The sequence below is a fragment of the Halalkalibacter hemicellulosilyticusJCM 9152 genome, from assembly GCF_000513115.1.
GTDB lineage: Bacteria > Bacillota > Bacilli > Bacillales > Bacillaceae_D > Halalkalibacter > Halalkalibacter hemicellulosilyticus.
This window is the reverse complement of the sequence record NZ_BAUU01000018.1, coordinates 1-19,304: the sequence shown is the minus strand read 5'-3', so window position 1 is coordinate 19,304 and position 19,304 is coordinate 1. Positions and strand designations below refer to the sequence as shown.

Annotated in this window: 18 protein-coding genes; 4 read left to right on the top strand and 14 right to left on the bottom strand. The window is 40.9% G+C overall.

Features of this window, described 5'->3' with window-relative positions; translation table 11 throughout:
- Window positions 1–271: 271 nt before the first annotated feature.
- Entirely contained in the window at window positions 272–793 is a 522-nt protein-coding gene (locus JCM9152_RS12340; RefSeq protein ID WP_035344656.1) for a DUF2529 family protein, read from the top strand.
- 127 nt (window positions 794–920) lie between these two features.
- On the opposite strand, the gene pyrG is transcribed toward JCM9152_RS12340, so the two are convergent.
- The 3 genes from pyrG to JCM9152_RS12325 all read right to left on the bottom strand — a co-directional run bounded on the left by pyrG (window position 921) and on the right by JCM9152_RS12325 (window position 3,894).
- Window positions 921–2,528 carry a CTP synthase gene (gene pyrG / locus JCM9152_RS12335; protein WP_035344652.1) on the bottom strand — a complete coding sequence of 536 codons (1,608 nt, stop codon included), beginning with the start codon at window positions 2,526–2,528 and terminating at the stop codon, window positions 921–923.
- Between the two features lie 165 nt (window positions 2,529–2,693).
- Entirely contained in the window at window positions 2,694–3,197 is a 504-nt protein-coding gene (gene rpoE / locus JCM9152_RS12330) for a DNA-directed RNA polymerase subunit delta (RefSeq protein WP_035344650.1), read from the bottom strand.
- Window positions 3,198–3,258: 61 nt separating this feature from the next.
- Window positions 3,259–3,894, bottom strand: coding sequence for a TetR/AcrR family transcriptional regulator (locus JCM9152_RS12325; protein ID WP_035344648.1), 636 nt, complete (start codon window positions 3,892–3,894; stop codon window positions 3,259–3,261).
- A 358-nt stretch (window positions 3,895–4,252) separates the two neighbouring features.
- Between JCM9152_RS12325 and cls the strand changes: the two genes are divergently transcribed.
- Complete coding sequence (gene cls, locus JCM9152_RS12320) at window positions 4,253–5,449, top strand: cardiolipin synthase (protein WP_035344646.1); 1,197 nt, start codon at window positions 4,253–4,255, stop codon at window positions 5,447–5,449.
- A gap of 429 nt (window positions 5,450–5,878) precedes the next feature.
- On the opposite strand, the gene JCM9152_RS12315 is transcribed toward cls, so the two are convergent.
- The 5 genes from JCM9152_RS12315 to speE form a co-directional block, all read right to left on the bottom strand.
- On the bottom strand, window positions 5,879–6,652 hold the full coding sequence (locus JCM9152_RS12315; protein ID WP_035344644.1) for an alpha/beta fold hydrolase: 774 nt from the start codon (window positions 6,650–6,652) through the stop codon (window positions 5,879–5,881).
- A gap of 94 nt (window positions 6,653–6,746) precedes the next feature.
- A complete protein-coding gene (locus tag JCM9152_RS12310; protein WP_035344643.1) occupies window positions 6,747–6,917 on the bottom strand; it encodes a XapX domain-containing protein in 171 nt (56 codons plus the stop codon).
- A gap of 244 nt (window positions 6,918–7,161) precedes the next feature.
- Window positions 7,162–8,832 (bottom strand): arginine--tRNA ligase, encoded by a 1,671-nt coding sequence (gene argS / locus JCM9152_RS12305; RefSeq protein WP_035344642.1) that lies wholly within the window; start codon window positions 8,830–8,832, stop codon window positions 7,162–7,164.
- A gap of 4 nt (window positions 8,833–8,836) precedes the next feature.
- Complete coding sequence (locus JCM9152_RS12300; protein ID WP_035344641.1) at window positions 8,837–9,271, bottom strand: YwiB family protein; 435 nt, start codon at window positions 9,269–9,271, stop codon at window positions 8,837–8,839.
- Window positions 9,272–9,478: 207 nt separating this feature from the next.
- Window positions 9,479–10,312 (bottom strand): spermidine synthase, encoded by an 834-nt coding sequence (speE, locus tag JCM9152_RS12295; protein ID WP_035344640.1) that lies wholly within the window; start codon window positions 10,310–10,312, stop codon window positions 9,479–9,481.
- Between the two features lie 358 nt (window positions 10,313–10,670).
- Here speE and JCM9152_RS12290 point away from each other — a divergent pair, with 358 nt between their 5' ends.
- The gene (locus JCM9152_RS12290) at window positions 10,671–12,731 is read left to right on the top strand and encodes a transglycosylase domain-containing protein (protein WP_035344639.1); all 2,061 of its coding nucleotides are present in this window, start codon (window positions 10,671–10,673) and stop codon (window positions 12,729–12,731) included.
- Window positions 12,732–12,953: 222 nt separating this feature from the next.
- Here the strand turns inward: JCM9152_RS12290 and JCM9152_RS12285 are convergent, their stop codons facing one another.
- The 4 genes from JCM9152_RS12285 to JCM9152_RS12270 form a co-directional block, all read right to left on the bottom strand.
- Window positions 12,954–13,487: a YwhD family protein gene (locus JCM9152_RS12285; RefSeq protein WP_035344638.1), complete on the bottom strand. Its 534-nt coding sequence runs from the start codon at window positions 13,485–13,487 to the stop codon at window positions 12,954–12,956.
- Between the two features lie 26 nt (window positions 13,488–13,513).
- Complete coding sequence (locus JCM9152_RS12280) at window positions 13,514–14,014, bottom strand: YwgA family protein (RefSeq protein WP_035344634.1); 501 nt, start codon at window positions 14,012–14,014, stop codon at window positions 13,514–13,516.
- Between the two features lie 22 nt (window positions 14,015–14,036).
- Window positions 14,037–15,329 carry an HD domain-containing protein gene (locus tag JCM9152_RS12275; RefSeq protein WP_035344633.1) on the bottom strand — a complete coding sequence of 431 codons (1,293 nt, stop codon included), beginning with the start codon at window positions 15,327–15,329 and terminating at the stop codon, window positions 14,037–14,039.
- Window positions 15,330–15,605: 276 nt separating this feature from the next.
- The gene (locus JCM9152_RS12270) at window positions 15,606–15,848 is read right to left on the bottom strand and encodes a YuzB family protein (RefSeq protein WP_035344632.1); all 243 of its coding nucleotides are present in this window, start codon (window positions 15,846–15,848) and stop codon (window positions 15,606–15,608) included.
- Window positions 15,849–15,988: 140 nt separating this feature from the next.
- Between JCM9152_RS12270 and JCM9152_RS12265 the strand changes: the two genes are divergently transcribed.
- Complete coding sequence (locus tag JCM9152_RS12265) at window positions 15,989–16,816, top strand: lipoate--protein ligase family protein (RefSeq protein ID WP_035344631.1); 828 nt, start codon at window positions 15,989–15,991, stop codon at window positions 16,814–16,816.
- Between the two features lie 224 nt (window positions 16,817–17,040).
- On the opposite strand, the gene JCM9152_RS12260 is transcribed toward JCM9152_RS12265, so the two are convergent.
- On the bottom strand, window positions 17,041–17,898 hold the full coding sequence (locus tag JCM9152_RS12260) for a hypothetical protein (RefSeq protein WP_035344626.1): 858 nt from the start codon (window positions 17,896–17,898) through the stop codon (window positions 17,041–17,043).
- A gap of 171 nt (window positions 17,899–18,069) precedes the next feature.
- A complete protein-coding gene (pta, locus tag JCM9152_RS12255; RefSeq protein ID WP_035344624.1) occupies window positions 18,070–19,065 on the bottom strand; it encodes a phosphate acetyltransferase in 996 nt (331 codons plus the stop codon).
- Window positions 19,066–19,304: the final 239 nt, after the last annotated feature.

Below are 19,304 nucleotides of genomic sequence, written 5' to 3'. Positions count from 1 at the left end.
ATTTAAATCATATTTACCCTATCGAATGTGTTCCTCTATTCTAAACCCCCTCGACATATTCGCCAAGTAATGGCTAACTCCTTCCAAATTCCACTCAATTTTCATAAATTCCGTCCGACATATTTTGCATTTCTTGCGTTCCGTATGAAATCCTTTTATAATTTCGAGGGTATGTATATGTCGTTCACAATAGTCAGTTAGTGAAAAAAGAACGTAGCGTTTTTTTCAATACGCCGAATAAAAATTCACCGAAAAGAAGGAGGAAACGACTGTGCTTACGATTTTTACAACACAGCTTCAAGGACGTCTCAAGGACATCGCTCAAAATGAAGAATTAATTGAAGATGCAGCCCGCCTTCTATGCCAATCATTAATCGGTGATGGGAGCCTGTATATTGATGCACAAGAGGAAATGGGAGGTGTACTTGCTGAAGCACTTCATGGTCAAGATCGCTTTGAACAAACGAAGTCTCTCTATCAAAATGGGGTAGTAGCAACTACTTCTCCGGTTGACCGCGCACTGCTCGTAGCACCAACATCAGGTCATCACGTGCTACTAAAAACAGCGAAAATCTTAACCGAGCATGCTGTTCCATTTGTTGTGATCGTGGCGAAGCACGAATCGAAAGAACTTGATAAGCTAGCAGATATAATTATTGACTTGGATAGTATGGATGGGCTAGTACCTAATGATCTAGGAAACCGAATCGGTCACCCAGCATCCATTACCGCCCTTTACTGTTTTATAGCGTTACAATTGATGATGAAAGACATACTTGAAGAATACCTATAACTTTTAAAAATGCATGTATTATTCCCACAATTCGCCTTATCGCTGATTAAACTTTTAAAGATTTTTTCATCCTTAGCTTTTAAGTAAAATGCCCTTAAGTCACTGAGTAACCTAAGGGCATTCTTGGTTATGCGTTTTCTGTTTTTAACGACGCACCAATGAACTCTCTAAATAGCGGCTGTGGGCGCGTTGGTCTAGATGTGAACTCAGGGTGGAACTGAGAAGCAATGAAAAATGGGTGGTCACGAAGCTCAATAATTTCGACTAAGCGACCATCTGGACTTGTCCCAGAGAAGACAAAGCCCGCTTCCTCCATTTGCTCGCGGTATTCATTGTTAAACTCATAACGATGGCGGTGCCGCTCATACACAACTGGTTCCTTGTATGTCACATCTGCAAGTGATCCTTTGTCAAGCTTACATGGATACAAGCCGAGACGTAATGTCCCACCCATATCTTCAACATCCTTTTGTTCAGGAAGGAGGTCGATAATTGGATAAGGCGTTTCTGGATTTAACTCAGCCGAATGAGCACCTTCAAGTCCTAATACGTTCCTTGCATACTCAATTGATGCTAGCTGCATACCTAGGCAAATACCTAAAAATGGCACTCCTTGTTCACGAGCATATTGAATGGCAACAATTTTCCCTTCAACACCACGATCACCAAAGCCACCTGGAACAAGAACACCATCAACATTTGCTAAATACTCTGCAACGTTGTCCTTTGTTACTTCTTCAGAATGAACCCATTTAATCTCAATATCAGCATCATAATGATAGCCGGCATGACGCAAAGCCTCTGCTACCGAAAGATAGGCATCTTGCAAGGCGACATATTTACCGACAAGGGCAATTGTCACCTTTTTCGATAGGTTCTGAACTCTATTAACAAGCTCCTTCCATTCTGTCATGTCAGCTGTTTCACACGTTAAATTAAAATGACGACAAACAATATCATCTAAGTGCTGTGCCTGCAACTCAAGTGGCACTTTATAAAGTGAATCTTCATCACGCGCTTCAATAACAGCATCCTTATCAATATCACAGAATAACGCAATTTTCTCTTTCATCTCTTGCGGAACTGGCTTCTCCGTACGTACAACAATAATGTTTGGTTGAATTCCTAGGCTTCTAAGCTCTTTTACACTATGCTGAGTTGGTTTTGATTTCATCTCACCAGCTGCAGCTAAATAAGGAATAAGCGTACAGTGAATATACATCACATTTTCAAAGCCGACATCGCTCTTAATTTGGCGAATCGCCTCTAGAAACGGCAAACTCTCAATGTCACCAACCGTACCACCAATTTCTGTAATAACCACATCAGCATGCGTTTCACGCCCAGCACGAAATACACGCTCTTTGATTTCATTAGTCACATGCGGAATGACTTGTACTGTGCCACCAAGGTAATCTCCACGACGCTCTTTCTTTAGTACCGTTGAATATATTTTCCCAGTTGTAACATTGCTATTTTGACTAAGATTAATATCAATAAAACGCTCATAGTGCCCTAAATCAAGATCAGTTTCTGCCCCATCATCTGTCACAAATACTTCACCATGCTGATACGGACTCATTGTTCCTGGATCGACATTTATATAAGGATCGAACTTTTGAATTGTGACTTTCAGCCCGCGATTTTTTAGTAGACGTCCTAATGAAGCTGCTGTTATTCCCTTTCCTAATGACGACACCACACCGCCTGTGACAAAGATATATTTTGTTGCCATGTTTTCGTCTCCCTTATTTTGTACTTTCAATCTAGTTATAAAAAAAACAAAAGTGAGCGATCCCTCTTATGTAAAGGGGGCACACTTTTGTTTTAACTTCACCATTCGGTTCTTAAGCCCAAAAATGATTCTACCGAGAATGCCGGAAGAAGTCAAGCAGATTCGTTAGTTCAAATCATCTTCTTCATCAAATTGATCAGAATCATCCTCATCTTCGTCTAGATCTTCGACTCCATCTGAATACTCGTCTGATTCCTCATCCTTGTCAGCATCATCTTCCATAGCAATTTCATCGAGTTCGTCTTCAAGATCTTCATATTCATCTTCATAATCATCAAAGTCATCATCAAGGTCAGCTGTTGCTTTTGATTTCTTCTTCGGCTTCACAGGCGTTGTGATTTCTTCCTCAGCCTGCTCTAGTGCATACCAGCTTTTCAGCCCCCATGTATTATCTCCAAGTGAATGGAAACGACCATCAATATTTAAATCTGTATATAAGTTCGCAATTCGTTCAGCTACTTGTTCCTCGTTCATACCTTTCACTTTTGCTACTTCATCCATTAAATCATAGTAATCATAAGGCTTACGACCCTTTTTCATAATTTCGTAAGCAACCTCTACCATTGAATGCTCCATTACTTCATCTTTCGATAATTCTAATCCCATCATGACACGTCCCTTCCACGCAATCTATCGCACATCTTTCTCATTATAAACATAATTATGAGCTTTATTCCATAGCTTTTGTATTTTTCAATCCTGAAAGAAGGTTTTCGATCTGAAGCTGAGTGTATTCCTCAATATTATACAGCTTCTGAATCGACCATCGTCTAAACGTCCACATCTGACCTTGAACAACTATATTATTCGCAATCAGCTTAATCTGCTTCTCATTTAATGTAGCTATTTTCTCTTTTACACAATGACGAATGACCTCTTCAATCATCGCAACCATCTGTACTTCCTTCTCCAGCACATATTTCAGTGCGTCCTTAGATAACGATTTCGTTTCTTGATACATAACAAGAACCTCATCCTGCATTTCATGAACGACTTGGAAATAGGATGAAACGGCATTCTTTAACCGATCCATTCCGCTCCCTTCCTCCTTCATTAACGATTGCAACCGTCCCCGGACTTCTTCATAAATCGAATCACAAACAAGGAATAGAACATCTTCTTTTTTTCGAATATATTCATAAAGGGTACCAATGCTAAACCCTGATGCACTTGCAATTTCACGAGTGGTCGTGCGATGAAACCCTTTTTCCGTAAACAAATGTACCGCAGCCTTAACCATTTGCTCCCTACGCTTTCGAATCAGTTCAGGATCCTTCACAAGCGATTTTACTGCCTTTTTCATCAACCTACCTCCCCTAATTTTGCTTATAGCATACTAAATTTCAAACGAATGAGCCATACTTTTATAGAAAAAACGCGATAGCGTCTTTTTTATTAGCGATGTGCTAAGCCGTTACAGCGGATTTCAGTTTTGCTGCAAGTGGGGATCTTTCAGAAAACGGGTAACGTGCGAAGTCAACTCCGCCTGTGAATTGACCTACATTTCCCTCGATTCTCCCCTAACATCCTTCTGTGACATTTATAAATTCTGATTCTTTCATGATTTTACAAAATAACCAACATGAATTTCAAGTAAATGGGGTAATCTAGTTGGAAGAATCTTATCAAATGATCTCCTTATGAGAAAAGGTAGGTGTTCCTTAATGAATGGATGGTTAATCGCACTTTTTGTCATTGCTGCACTCATTATTTTAATGCGCATTGACTTCTTACTCGGTTTAAGGAAGCAGAAGAAAGAGGCGACTCGTCACATACAGGAAACTCGTTACGGAGATGTCCTGCTCTTGACAGATGGAGAAGAGTGCTTTAAACAAATGCTTCAAGACATAAAAGAGGCAACCGATCATATCCACATCCTCTTTTACATTTTTCGTGATGATCATATTGGGAAAAAAGTGTTATCGACATTAGCATTAAAAGCAAAGCAAGGTGTGACTGTACGACTGCTCGTCGATCGCTTTGGATGCAAGCTCTCAAGGCATGTTAAGAAGAAGTATAAGAAAGCAGGTATTTCAATCGCCTACTCTCATCCTCCTTCTTTTCCATATTTATTCTTCACACTCAATCGTCGCAATCATCGAAAGATATCGATTATCGATGGAAAAGTCGGTTATATCGGTGGCTTTAATGTCGGAGACGAATATTTAGGCAGAGACCCTTCTTTCGGCTTTTGGCGTGATTTTCATTTACGTATTGCTGGTGATGGTGTCCAAGATTTGCAAGAGCAATTTCTCGAAGATTGGCAAACCGCTAAGCAAACGTACATCAAAAAGGAAAGCCACTATCCGCGATTAACAAAAGGCGAAATCCCATTACGCATTTTACCAACTGACGGTAGTTATTTAGAAGAGACGTTTATCGATTTAATTAGACAAGCGAAATCATCGATTGTCATTGGCACCCCTTATTACATTCCAGGCAAATTACTGCAAAAGGAATTACTAAATGCAGCACAAAAAGGGATTAACATTCGTCTCATTCTCCCGAAGAAAAGTGATCATCCACTCGTTCGTGAAGCGGCATATCCTTATTTCGAACGCCTTTTAAAAGAGGGTGTAAGTATCTATCAATATTATCGCGGCTTCTTTCATGCGAAATGTATTGTCATTGATGAGCAAATGTGTGATATCGGTACAGCAAACTTTGACAAGCGGAGCTTTCACCTTAATCATGAAATTAATTGCCTTATTTATGAAAAATCATTCGTTCATAAGGTCCTCCATACCCTCGAATACGATATGCAACGCTCCGAGCGTTTAACCTTAAAGGCATACGAAAAGCGTCCATTTATGCAGCGCAGTAAAGAAAAGGTTGCTACGCTTGTATCAGGCTTGCTATAAGAAAAGCGCGATAACGGGCTTTTCTTATAAAACGTTGCGCGGAACCGTTAATAGGGGTTAGCTCATAAATGCGTGTATCAAGCGTGGACGACAGCTTTTGCGAACCTACTTGACAGTGCCAACTAACAAAGGTAATCCTCATTCCTCTAAATCAGAGAAAGAACGCTTCCTGAGAAGAAAATGTAATTTTCATTCCGCTATTTTAGCTTTTATAGCTCCTTTTAGACTCATTTAGCTTACATAGCGGAATGAGGAACCGTTACGACTTGAAACAGGGAATCAGGGAGGAAATAAAGGAATGAGGAACCGCATAGTGCACGTGACCTCGTTCTAAGCCGTTCCTCTATTAACAAACGAGAGCCTAGAGAAGTTGAATTCCTCCTTCTCTAGGCTCTTTATTACTTATAGCGTGATTCTAATCCAAAGCTTCTAAATATGACGTACCATCCATTGATGAATAATCGCATTACATTCTTCGGGTGTCTTCGTCGGCACTTGATGTGCAACTTGACTAACGATGACTACATCAATTTTCTTCACTTCTTGAAGAAAATAGACGAGATATGGTGTTGAAAACAGATCTCGTTTCCCATAAATCGTTAGAACGGGAATGGACAGCTGCTTAAGACGTTCAGTCGCAACATATCGTTTCCCGGCTTCATACATATCCTTCAGAACAGTCGCATCAGCACGCTTTATCCATCTTCCCATCTCCTCTTGCTCCCGCTTAGAGCGAAAATGGGCTTTCGGTAGAGCAAGAGCAAACAAAGCCAACAACTCTTTCTTTGCTGCCCAAATACCGAGATTAAATTCCTTCTCCAATAAAAATGAGGATACTTCAGGAAACCCGCCAATTAAAATAAGACCATCTGTTCTTGCGGGATACGTTAATGCAAACTCTGTTGCGACTGAACTTCCATTCGAGTACCCACAAATAACGGCTGATTGGATATTGATTTTCGTTAAAACGTTATTAATCATTTTTGCCAAGTACGGAACCTCTACCTCAGAAGCAGACACATGCTTTGTACTTTTACCACTATTGAATAAATCAATGAAAATCACTTGATAGTGCTTGGCAAGTGCCCGTTGCGATTGAAACGTTAATTGTCCCATCACTGGAGGATGTACAAAAACAAGTGGCTGTCCACTCCCGTATATTTCGTAATAAATACGAGCTTTGTCTACTTTAACATACGGCACGTTCTTCTCCTCCTTATTTCAAAGGGCACTGAAAAAGTTTGGTTTTTAACTTTTTTCGTGCCCAAAACATTCGATTTGTCCTTTTTCATTGGCCTCACTTCAGCCAATACGCAGATACAAATACGAACAATTGATAGCCTGCATATACCCCAAAAATACCGAGCACTCCCGCTAGCGCAGGTGGAGCAGGAATAGGTAGCTTAATCCACGCAAACAAGAAACCAACGACTACCCCAGCAATAAATGCAAGAATCATTTCATTCATTTCTAGCCCCTCTTTCTTACTTGTACTTTGTGTCATGAAGCGACTTTTCATACATAGGTTTTGAAGAAGAGTTAAGGGGGTAATAGCTGCTGCTTTTTTTCAATAAAAAAAACCGAACGAAATGTTGCACTTCATCCGGATTGATCGATAACTGGACCTTATTCTTTTCCTCTATACACCGTTTACTCAACAGTACTTATAAGGACCCTGAAAATACTCAATTTCCAGAGTCCTCTTCATCCATTTACATTTTTTCAGGTGCTGAAACACCAACAAGCGCTAACGCATTTTTGATCGTTGTTTGAGTTGCTTTCATTAAGGCAAGACGGGCAGCACTCGCCTCCTTCTGCTCTGGATCAATGACACGCTCAGCATTGTAGAAGCTATGAAGTGTTGAAGCTAGCTCATGGACATAGTTTGTCACACGATGCGGGCTTTGCTTTGTCGCTGCCTCCGCTACTGCCACGGGGAAATCACCAATTGCTTTGAGCAAATCGTAAGCCTTTTCGGACGTTAAGCTTGAAAGGTCAGTCGTCTCATCAAAAGTCAACCCTAGTTCTTGACCTTGACGAAGCATACTACATACACGGGCATGAGCATATTGGACATAATAAACCGGGTTTTCGTTTGACGTCGAAACAGCTAAGTCCATATCAAAGTCTAAATGAGTATCGGCACTACGCATCGCAAAGAAATATCTCGTTGCGTCAATTCCGACCTCTTCCATTAAATCACGTAATGTGACCGCCTTCCCAGTTCGCTTACTCATTTTCACTTTTTCTCCGCCTTGATAGAGGCTAACCATTTGAATGATTTCCACATCCATTTGCTCCGCACGATAACCTAACGCTTCAATCGCCGCCCTCATTCTCGGAATATAGCCATGATGGTCAGCTCCCCAAATGTTGATAAGCTTATCGAAGCCACGACTCATCTTATCTTGATGATAAGCAATATCCGGAGTTAAGTACGTATAGGAGCCATCATTTTTAACTAAGACGCGGTCTTTATCATCACCATACGACGTTGAACGGAACCACGTAGCACCATCCTTTTCGTACGTCTCACCTTTTTCCTGGAGGAATGCTAACGTTTCGTCCACTTTGCCAGATTCATATAACGACGTTTCAGAGAACCAATGGTCAAATTCTACCCGATACTCCTTCAAATCATATTTAATCTTATCTAGCTCCTTCTTTAAGCCATACTCTCGAAAGAATGCCCTTCTTTCCCCTTCTGCTTGTTGCACAAACTTATCGCCATATTCGTCGGCTAACTGCTGACCAAATTCGATGATATCTTTGCCATGATAGCCATCCTCTGGCATGTCCTTCTCTTTCCCAAGAGCTTGAAAATAACGAGCTTCAAGAGAAAGTGCCAAATTATGAATTTGATTCCCAGCATCATTAATATAATATTCCCGTTCGACCTCATACCCTGCTTTGTCCAAAATATGACAAAGCGCATCCCCAACTGCCGCACCACGCGCATGACCAAGGTGTAACGTCCCAGTTGGATTAGCAGAAACAAATTCGACCTGAATTTTTGTATTTGCACCAATATTGGTTTCGCCATAGCGCTCACCCGCCTTCAAGACCGTCGGGACAACCTCACGTAAATACGCTTTATCCATATAAAAATTAATAAAGCCTGGTCCTGCAATTTCAACTTTTTCAATTGAGGCACGAGCTTGATCAAGGTGCTCGACAATTTGCTCCGCAATGGCTCTTGGAGCTTGCTTGGCAATTCGCGCCAACTGCATCGCCATATTTGTCGCATAGTCACCATGTGCCTTATCCTTAGGTGATTCTAATATACACTCTGGGATCGTTTGATCATCCGCTAACTGGGCAGCCTTCACTGCATTCGTAATTTCTTCTTTTAATTGCTGCTTCATTTGCTCTACACTATTCATCTATTTATTCCTCCTCAAGCGTTAAGCGAACATAATGACGTCCTGTCTCTTGTCCTTGCAATAAGAACTGATAACAGATTTCAATCCGCCCACGTGTCTTTCCTCGCGGCCATTGTACTAATACTTTTTCAGTGATCGCTTCTGTTTCCCAAGACGCCTCTTGTGTCACATAACGTCCTAACGTTCTTTCACCTGCAACAAAAGCTTGTCTCATTAAGACAGTACCTTGTCGAATTAGCATTAATTCATGTCCATCCCATTTCATCGTCGTCTGAACCTTCTCAAAACCTGGGATTGCCTCTTCAAATCGCAAATAATCTTGACTACCTTTATGAAAGATCTCTCCTCTAGTTGTGAAATCATTCGTATCCGTATGGTCATGCTGTTCTACTTTCGTCTGAAAACGTATTTTCACAAATCGTTTTAGCGCCTTTTTCATCTGGCTCGCACACCTCTCTATCCTTCATAGTTTAGCGAGTTTCAAGCTCAGTTGCAAGAAGCGCTTCATATCTTTTCCAGCCAAATCAAAGACATTGGAAAAGTTGATTTGTACTTTTTCAGTGGTCTGCTCTAAAGCTTCTAGCCGGCCTTTCATACTCTTTGAAAAAAATGAGCAGCCACTGTTGGTTGCTCATCTTCATTCTGATTAATCTCTTCCGATTAATTTTGCTACAAATCGTGGCAACGCAAACGCTGCTCGATGTAAGTCCTTCGTATAATAGTTTGTCTCGATTTGATGGAATCGACTGTCCTCAACCTGTAACGGGTCATATTTTTTCGATCCAATCGTAAATGTCCAAAGACCACTAGGATAGGTTGGGATGTTCGCTGTATATAAGTTCGTAATTGGAAAGATTTCCTGCACATCACGATATACTTGCGAAATTAACTCACCATGAAACCAAGGGTTATCCGTTTGTGCGACAAAGATCCCGTCTTCCTTTAACGCTCTTGAAATCCCTTCATAGAACCCTTTTTCAAACAATTTAACAGCTGGCCCTACCGGCTCGGTCGAATCGACCATAATCACATCATATTCATTTTCCGCTTTGGCAATGTGCATAAAGCCGTCATCAATCTGCACGTCGACACGTGAATCTTCAAGGGCACCGGCAATGGTTGGTAAATATTTCTTCGAGTACTCGACTACTTTCCCATCAATTTCAACAAGGGTCGCCTTTTCCACAGACGGATGTTTTAACACTTCACGGATCACACCACCGTCCCCTCCGCCAACGACCAATACACGTTTCGGATTTGGGTGGGTAAATAACGGTACATGAGCAACCATTTCATGATAAACAAATTCATCCTTCTCCGTTGTCATCACCATTCCATCTAGTACAAGCATATTCCCAAACTCTTCCGTTTCAATCATATCTAATTGTTGAAACTCTGTCTTTTCTGTATGGAGCGTCTGCTTCACCTTTGCTGTAATGCCGAAACGCTCTGTTTGCTTTTCTGTATACCATAATTCCATTACTTTCACCTCATATTAACGATTCACTTCTATTTGATCGTTCTGTTCATCATTCTTACATGCGATAGGTCTTTTCTTTCAAAAGAAAGTATATAGCAATGATTAAAAATCAGCAACGTTCTTTTTTGTAGAATCTGCATTTATACGTGCACCTTATTTTAAAAATATATGAAAAGCCTTTAGACATTTAAAGAAAGAGGATGTAGGTGAATTCAGATTCGTTCGGTACACCTCGATCTAATAACGACTGCACACAACGCAATTTCAACACGTTCTCTTTGAATTCATACGTTTAAGCTTTCATGTTTTTACCAATGATAAAGGTAACTATACCTTTCTCTTATATGGGGGTGGCAACATGGAAGTCATCTTGAATCGACGCAAGCGACGAAAAATGCGTCTTATAAGGTTATTGTTTAGACTCATACTACTTTTATTCGTTTTGCTTACTGCCGCTGCGGTTGGCTTACTTTCTTATACGAAAATGCAAGGTCCTCCACCATTAACAGTTGCACAAACGACGGTTTATTTCGGAGCGGATCAATCCATTATAGGAGAACGCCACCAAGGCGAAAACCGACATTGGCTTGAATTATCAGCAATAGATCACGATGTCATTGATGCAACTATCGCTGTCGAGGATCGGAAATTTTACAATCATTTTGGGTTTGACCCCTTTCGAATTGGCGGAGCGATGGTGGCGAACATCCGCTCACAATCTATGGTACAAGGTGCTAGTACGATTACACAGCAATATGCGCGAAACCTCTATTTAAGCCATGATAAAACGTGGAAACGAAAATGGAATGAATTAATGTACTCCCTTCGCCTTGAAATGAACTATGACAAGGATCAAATTCTTGAAGGCTATTTAAATACCGTTTATTACGGTCATGGAGCCTATGGAATTGAAGCAGCTGCCTATCATTATTTCGGTAAGTCAGCACAAGAGCTTTCCCTCGCTGAAGCAAGCATGCTTGCCGGTATTCCAAAGGGGCCTAGCTACTATTCTCCTCTATTTGACTTAGAGAGGGCGAAGAAAAGACAAAGTGTCGTCTTACAATCAATGGTAGCGACAGGAGTACTCACACAGGTCGAAGCAGATGAAGCATATGCTGAGGATCTTGTATTTGATCATGACGAGCTTGAAGCAACGACAACTGTTGGTCCATATTTTCAAGATGCTGTTGAACGTGAGCTTATTCAAGAGATCGGACTAGAGCCGACCTTATTTGAAATCGGTGGCTTACGGATTTATACGACACTTGATCCGAATATGCAACGAGAGGCGGAACGGTTCGTTCAAGCAGAAATGCCAAATAACGATTTACAAGTCGCTCTTGTCGCCCTTGATCCAATGCAAGGAGATGTAAAAGCTCTCGTCGGTGGAAAGGAATACCATGATAGCCCCTTTAATCGTGCGACTGATTTAGAGAGACACGGTGGATCGACTTTTAAGCCATTTTTATATTATGCTGCTCTCGAGAATGGCTATACACCTGCTTCTACCCTATTAAGTGAAGAAACGACCTTTACATTAGATGAAGGACGTGAAGTATGGAAACCGAGTAACTTTAATGACAATTATGCCAATGACTTTATCACTTTGCTACAAGCGATGGCCTATTCCGATAACATTTATGCCATTAAGACCCACCTCTTACTTGGGATGGATAAGCTCGTTGATGTTGCTGATCGAACAGGAATGACAAGTCCATTATCAGAACGAGCTTCACTCGCTCTTGGAGCAGCTGAAGTAAACCCATTAGAGCTAGCTACAGCCTATAGTGCCTTCGCTAACGGCGGGCAACGCGTCACGCCTCGTCTCGTTCGAAAAGTCGTCGATTCTGAGGGAGAGATTCTATATGAATCTGAACCAGAGCTAGAGCCTGCTCTTGATCCTCGTTTAGCCTATATTACAACCGATTTGATGAAGGGGATGTTCGACCCTTATTTAAATGGCTACACTTCCGTCACGGGAGGCTCTATTTCGCATTTCCTCTCTCGTGAAGTTGCTGGCAAATCAGGATCAACCCCCACTGATAGTTGGATGGTCGGCTTCACACCACAATTATCGACAAGTGTATGGGTAGGCTATGACCGTGACCACCTGATCGACTCCTCTGAAGCTCAAATTGCCAAGAGGATTTGGGCGCAATTCACAGAGCATGCCTTGGAAGGTCAAGATATGATTCCATTTGACGTCCCAGATGGAGTTATTGGGGTTGAAATGGATCCATTCACTGGCCTATTAGCGACAGAAGACTGTCCAACCCATCGTACAACTTACTTTCTCGAAGGGACAGAGCCAACTACCCCGTGCCAGTCACCGTCAGAAGAAGATGCCATGCCAGACGAAGAGCAAGACCATGATAAAGAGAATATCATTGATCGCTTCTTCCGCTGGTTTGGAAACTAAAACAGTCAAAAAAGCTGACCTCCATTTTGGAGATCAGCTTTTTTTGTCCTAGTATAAATGTGCGTTTATACTTCCTTCAGTTTACTCGCTCTGACAGAAAAGCTCAATAGCCGCAATCACTGTTCAAAAATCGTTCAAATTTAAACGCAATTTGCCCTTTACAATCAATCAGCGTTCTGATAAGAAATATGGCGCAACGACTTTTCATGACCGCCAAGAAGTTTATCGTTTCTTATCCCCTAACAAAACCGAGTGTAGCTCCTCAGAAGAATGCTCCCACATCGCCTCATTATGCTCTTTCAAAAACCGGGCAAGAATTTTCTTTGATTTTGCATCCATATCATCAACAACAATTTTTCCTTTTAGTGATTTATCCATCTTGTTCACATGCTCTGGCATACTCTTATAGCCTCGGCGGATCTCACGGTCAACGAGCATTTCACAACCTGCCACACCGGCATAATAAGGCTTCTTATCCTTATATTCAATCGATACCCAAACGAGCCAATACAGTTTGCCGTTCGGTACGTCTTCCTTATTTTTCAGAAATTTAATTCGTTTCTCGACGGCAGAACGAGCATGAAGAGCTCCCATATCAACAAATGCCTCATCGTCCTCTGGACAAACGAAAACAGGTGATACATTATCTAAATTCATCACCCCTGCACCGTATCCACCATGTCCATCTGTAGAATCCCCGCTTAAAATATTAAAGCCAGTTGTCTTCTTAAGGTTATCATTGTTTAATAAGTCCATCAAACCATCATCCTTTCCACATACTATTATGACAACAGTCCACGCAACATATGTATATAGGTATATGCTTCATCTAATTCCTCATCACTATAGTTTTGCTTAGCTTTTAATGTATGAACCTTCTCCTTCTGCTCAGCCATATCCAAATCTTCAAAGTACAGTAACGTGGAAACAAGCTCTAAAAAACGTGAGCTCTTGTCATTTAACGCTTCTACTAACTCCTTCGAGAGAGACTGATTCGGATACATACCTAAGAACCTCTCACCTTCAGTAGAAAGTGTATAACGGTATTGAACGTAATGACCTTTATCCTCTTTACGTTCAACGACAAATCCTAAGTTACACAACTCCTCCATCCTTAAGCTTAACTCTTCCGAATACGGTCCAAACATATGAAACGTATATTTCTCTGAAAAAGGCGCATTCAGCTTCTTCGCAATGTAAATCATTTTCTGCAGTTTTTTTCTGCCGATGATTTCTCCCGCCTGCAAAAATAGCCCCATCACATTGGCGTGATCCTTCAGCATCGTTATCCCTCTTCCCTTTTCATTATATATCTAAAATCTTTCGTATTTTGCGCTTAACCTCACCATACTCTTCTTCGTCCTCTAACCGATCAAGTGGCACATACAGCTTATGATCCGTTCGCTTCTTGCCAGAAATCGCCTCAACAACGTCTGATTGTCGTGAAAGCTCTCGTAGCCTTCCATTTGGCATTAACAAATGAATCGGTACTCGCTCTTCTTCCTCACCCGGTCGGTAAAAGTCATAAGGCAAATCAGACGAGGAATCCAACACTAAATAATAATCTGGCTGTAAATCAGCCTGCTTAAACAAATCATGTAGCACGAGCCAATCATCCATTCGATCGTTTGGATTAAATTCAATATATTTAAAAAGACGTCTATTTAGAAATCTTACACAAAGATCGCGCAAAATGCGATCCTCCTCTTCCTGCCAAACTTGGAAATAATACAAGACAATCGCCTCATCTAACCGTAAATAATCGTCCAAGCTCGCTTTTCCTTTAAAAATTGAATAAAAATGTTTTGGCTCTTGCATAAAGGAGTACCCTTGCTCATAAAGGTCTTTCGCCCGCATTAATATTTTGCTCAAGATCACTTCTGCACTTCTTGTGACTGGGTGAAAGTACACTTGCCAATACATTTGATAACGACTCATAATATAATCTTCAACAGCATGCATACCGCTATTCTTAATGACAACTTGATCCTCTTTCGGTCTCATGACCCGCAAAATCCGTTCCATGTCAAAATGACCATAGCTCACACCTGTATAATAAGCATCGCGCTGTAAATAATCCATTCGATCTGCATCAATTTGACTTGAAATCATACTTGTCACAAGCTTATTTGAATACGTCTTCTCAATGACATCTGCAACATCTTTCGGAAATTGCGGTCGAACTTGAGAAAGGACATCATTGATTTCCGTATCACCTAAGATGATCGATCGCGTCCACTCCTCATGGTCAGTGTCGAACACCTTTTCAAATGAATGAGAGAAAGGGCCATGACCAATATCGTGCAGAAGCGCAGCTGTTAATACGAGCAATCGTTCCTCATCATTCCAATCAGGGCGTCCCGTAAATTCCTCTACCATTCGCCTTGTGATCTCGTATACCCCTAACGAATGATTAAAGCGAGTATGCTCGGCACCATGGAAGGTCACATAGGTTGTCCCAAGCTGTCGAATTCGTCGTAACCGCTGAAACTCCTTCGTTCCAATTAGCTCCCAGATTAATTCATCTCGTACATGGATATACCGATGAACAGGATCCTTAAACACCTTCTCCTCTGCTAATACACCATATTTACTCATAGTTCATCCTCTCATATTCGACGTTACTACTATTATATAAGAAAAGACTTTACGTGTCTTAAGAAACACTTAAGAAAAACTGCGCAACGCTCTTCTCTTAAGTGCGTCATGCTGACCCGTTACAACGGTTTGAGCATTTCTGAAAGTGCTACGTGTAACGAGCGTAGCCGACACTCCCAGAATCGACTTTAAGCTACCTTGATTAAATTCTTATCTTTTTAAAAAAGAGTGTCCACTTTTACACGACGGTAAAGCGACACTCTTAGCAATAAGCTCTTACGAAGAAGAGACAACTTTTGATTTAATCTTCTTTTCTACTTTGTCTAACAGCTGATCCTCATCAGGAGCTGCTACAGGACGATTATTGACAAATGCGAACGACTTCTTTCGTCCAGGACCGCAATACGATTGACAACGAATATCGATAGTCGCGGTAGGATCGAGCTTCTTTAAACGGGGCATAAGCGTCTTAATGTTCGTTGCTTGACACTCGTCACAAATTCGAAATTCATTGGCCATATCTCGGTTCCTTTCATCTATAGTTCATCTTACTTTTAAAACCTAGCGACTATTTTAACATACCTCCCGCTTTTTTGCACGAAAAAAAGGCAGACATGCTATAATATAACGAGCTTATCTTAATGAATAGGAGTCTACACATGAGCGAAACCTTATCATCCATCTCTAAGCAATGGCGATTGCTTGACCATTCAACATTAGGTTTACATTTTCCACCACTCGATTCATTTGCCTATGACGACACATTATGTGCCTTTGTTGGACGAGGTTATTCCATGCCAACTATACGACCGTGGGTTCATCATCAAACGATCGTGCTCGGCATTCAAGATAGCCGCCTTCCTTATATCAATAATGGCATTCAACACTTACATTCAGCAGGTTATGAAGTCATCGTCCGAAATTCAGGTGGCCTAGCAGTTGTTCTTGATCCCGGCATATTAAATGTCTCTCTTATTATGGAGGGAAACCAATCGATTTCGATCGATTTTGGATACGACTTGATGTACCGCTTTATACAGAAAGCTCTCTCACCTTATAAAGTTAACATTGAAGCAAGGGAAATTATCGGTTCTTATTGTCCTGGTAGCTATGACCTTAGTATTAATGGCAAGAAATTCGCCGGCATATCACAAAGACGCATCCGAGGCGGAGTGGCTGTTCAAATTTATTTATGTTTGACAGGTAGTGGCGAGGACCGTGCTCGCCTCATTCGTTCATTTTATGAACACGCTGTGAAGCAATCACCGACTAAGTTTACCTATCCAGACATCAATCCTGCAACAATGGCGTCCTTATCCTCTTTACTTAATGATGAAATTGATATCACGAAAGGATTGCATCTCCTACTCGAAACGATGCTTCAAGAGAACGTTTCAATTTCAACGGCAGCCTTTTCTCAAGAAGAGCATGCCTGGTTTTCAGAGCAACAAGCTCGGTTAAGGAAGCGAAATGAAAAGGTACTCTAAAAAGCTGTGCAGCAGAGGGCGCTGCGAAGGTCTAATTTAAAACTTTTCCAGCGCCCTTTGATCAATGTGCGAAACCATCGCAACTGTGATCAGTTAGCTTTGAACGGCCCCTCATCCCTCTATTTGTTTCCTTTTCACCAGTTATTTCATCGATTTTGCCTGATTAGCGGTAAGGATTCCTTTCAATCACTAACCGCATATTGGATTGAGGATCCTCTTGTTGCTCAAATAGCATCCTCTCTAACCGCTTCTTTTTGAACTCCAAGAAGAAAGGAATACGTGTAATCTCCAACAAAAAGCATAACAAAATGAAGCATGAAAAAGAAAATGATATTGGAATGTCTTATATTCAGAATCTTAAAGCGAAAAAGCAATTGATCAAGGAGAAGGGTGCAACAGAGCGCAATCACTTTAAACCTACCTTTTGTTAATGTATTAATAGTTGGGAGAAGGCTAACAACTAATGCATAGGTAGGTGCAACGATGAAATGATCCATATCTTTACTTCTTGATGTATGATACGGAAATTGAAAACGAAATAACTTCGTAAAAGCAAAAGAAAAAAACAGCACATTCGTATAATGAATCACATTACTTAAATAGACTGAAATGACAGCGAACAGCTTCCTCTTCGAAGAACGAAAACCTACCCACCATTGATCGATAAACCAAAAATAAAAAATAATACCAATGATTGTGAATGGTGTCCTCCACGTCCGATTAATAAAAACTCCCTTTCTTAAAAAAATCACTTCCACCCCACCAAACAACATCGCTAACCCAACCTTGGTTTTCCATCCAAATTGAAACAATGTAATAAATACGGCCTTAACAGGTACAAAGAACGCTTGAGAAAGAAAAGCACCGAATACACTATCAACCCAAGCATTCCGAAACACCCCTGGCTTATACCGGTACATTCGTAGCCAATTTAACACAACATATTCAAATAAATACGTAAATCCAATCGAAATCCATAACAACGCTATCGTTTTCTTTTTAAAACGTACAAACGTAATGAGAAATAAGATCGCATGACCAATACCAAGTATGAAAAAAGGGCGTGTTTGCTTAATCTCCATGTGTATCCTTCCCTTTTCAAGTATGTTGCTTTTAGTGTGAATAAAGATTTGCTTTTTCATACTGTGGAAAAAGAATGGAAAAACAGAATAACGAAAGCTCTTTTCAGTTTTCTTCCTTTTGTAAAACACTAAAAAGAGCTAAAAGATAAGCTCACCTTTTAGCTCTTTCTCTTATTTAGTTACAGTCGATTTCTGATTAATCGCCTGCATCGCCGTAATTAAGGAAAGCTTATATACATCTGAAACATTACAACCACGAGATAGATCGTTCACTGGCTTATTCAACCCTTGTAAGATCGGTCCAATTGCATCATAACCACCTAAACGTTGAGCAATCTTATAGCCTAAGTTTCCTGATTCTAAGCTCGGAAAAATAAACACATTCGCTTGACCTTGTAATGGTGAATCAGGAGCTTTCTTTTGCGCGACAGCAGGTACAAACGCCGCATCGAATTGGAACTCCCCATCAATAACAAGATCAGGACGAGCTGCTTGCGCTAGCTTCGTTGCTTCAGATACTTTTTGCGTTTCGATCGACGAAGCTGATCCTTTAGTCGAAAAGCTTAGCATCGCTACTTTTGGATCTATATCAAACACTTTAGCCGTCTCAGCCGTTGCAATAGCAATTTCAGCTAACTCATCACTGTTTGGCGCGATATTAATCGCACAATCGCCAAATACAAACTTCTTGTCCTCTTTTACCATAACAAACACACCTGACGTTCTCTTTATACCTGGCTGTGTCTTGATAATTTGCAAAGCTGGACGTACCGTATCTCCCGTAGAATGAGCAGCACCACTTACTAAACCGTCTGCTATTCCCATATAGACAAGCATCGTTCCAAAGTAGTTGACATCAACAAGCTTTTCACGTGCTGTTTCTTCCGTTTCTTTTCCCTTTCTTCGCTCAACAAAGGCTTGGATCATATTATCCATTCCATCATAGCTTGACGGGTCCATAATCGTTACATTCGCTACATCCAATTGTAACTGCTTCGCCTTCTCTTTAATCTCCTCTTCACTACCGATCAGAATCGGTCTAACGACTTGATCAGATTCAAGTTTAATCGCCGCTTCTAAAATTCGCTCATCTGTCCCCTCAGGCAAAACGATCGTCGGCTGATGTTTCTCTACTTGATTTTTTATAGCTGCAAATAGATCGCTCACTACATTTCCTCCTCTTTATCCGTTCCCTCTACTTATTTCCCTTACTATAAGGATACTCCTCTCCAATCGAAAAAGGAACCGTATTTGTCAAGTTCATCAAAGTTCAAATTTTTGAAAAAATCTATCTGTTTCCGTTTTCACAGTCGCAAATCCTTCTCCTTTCGCCACTTTACCCTTTTTCTAGGATGACCAAAGATTTGACGCTTATGTGTCAGAGGCTCGCTTCATTTTTTCCTTAT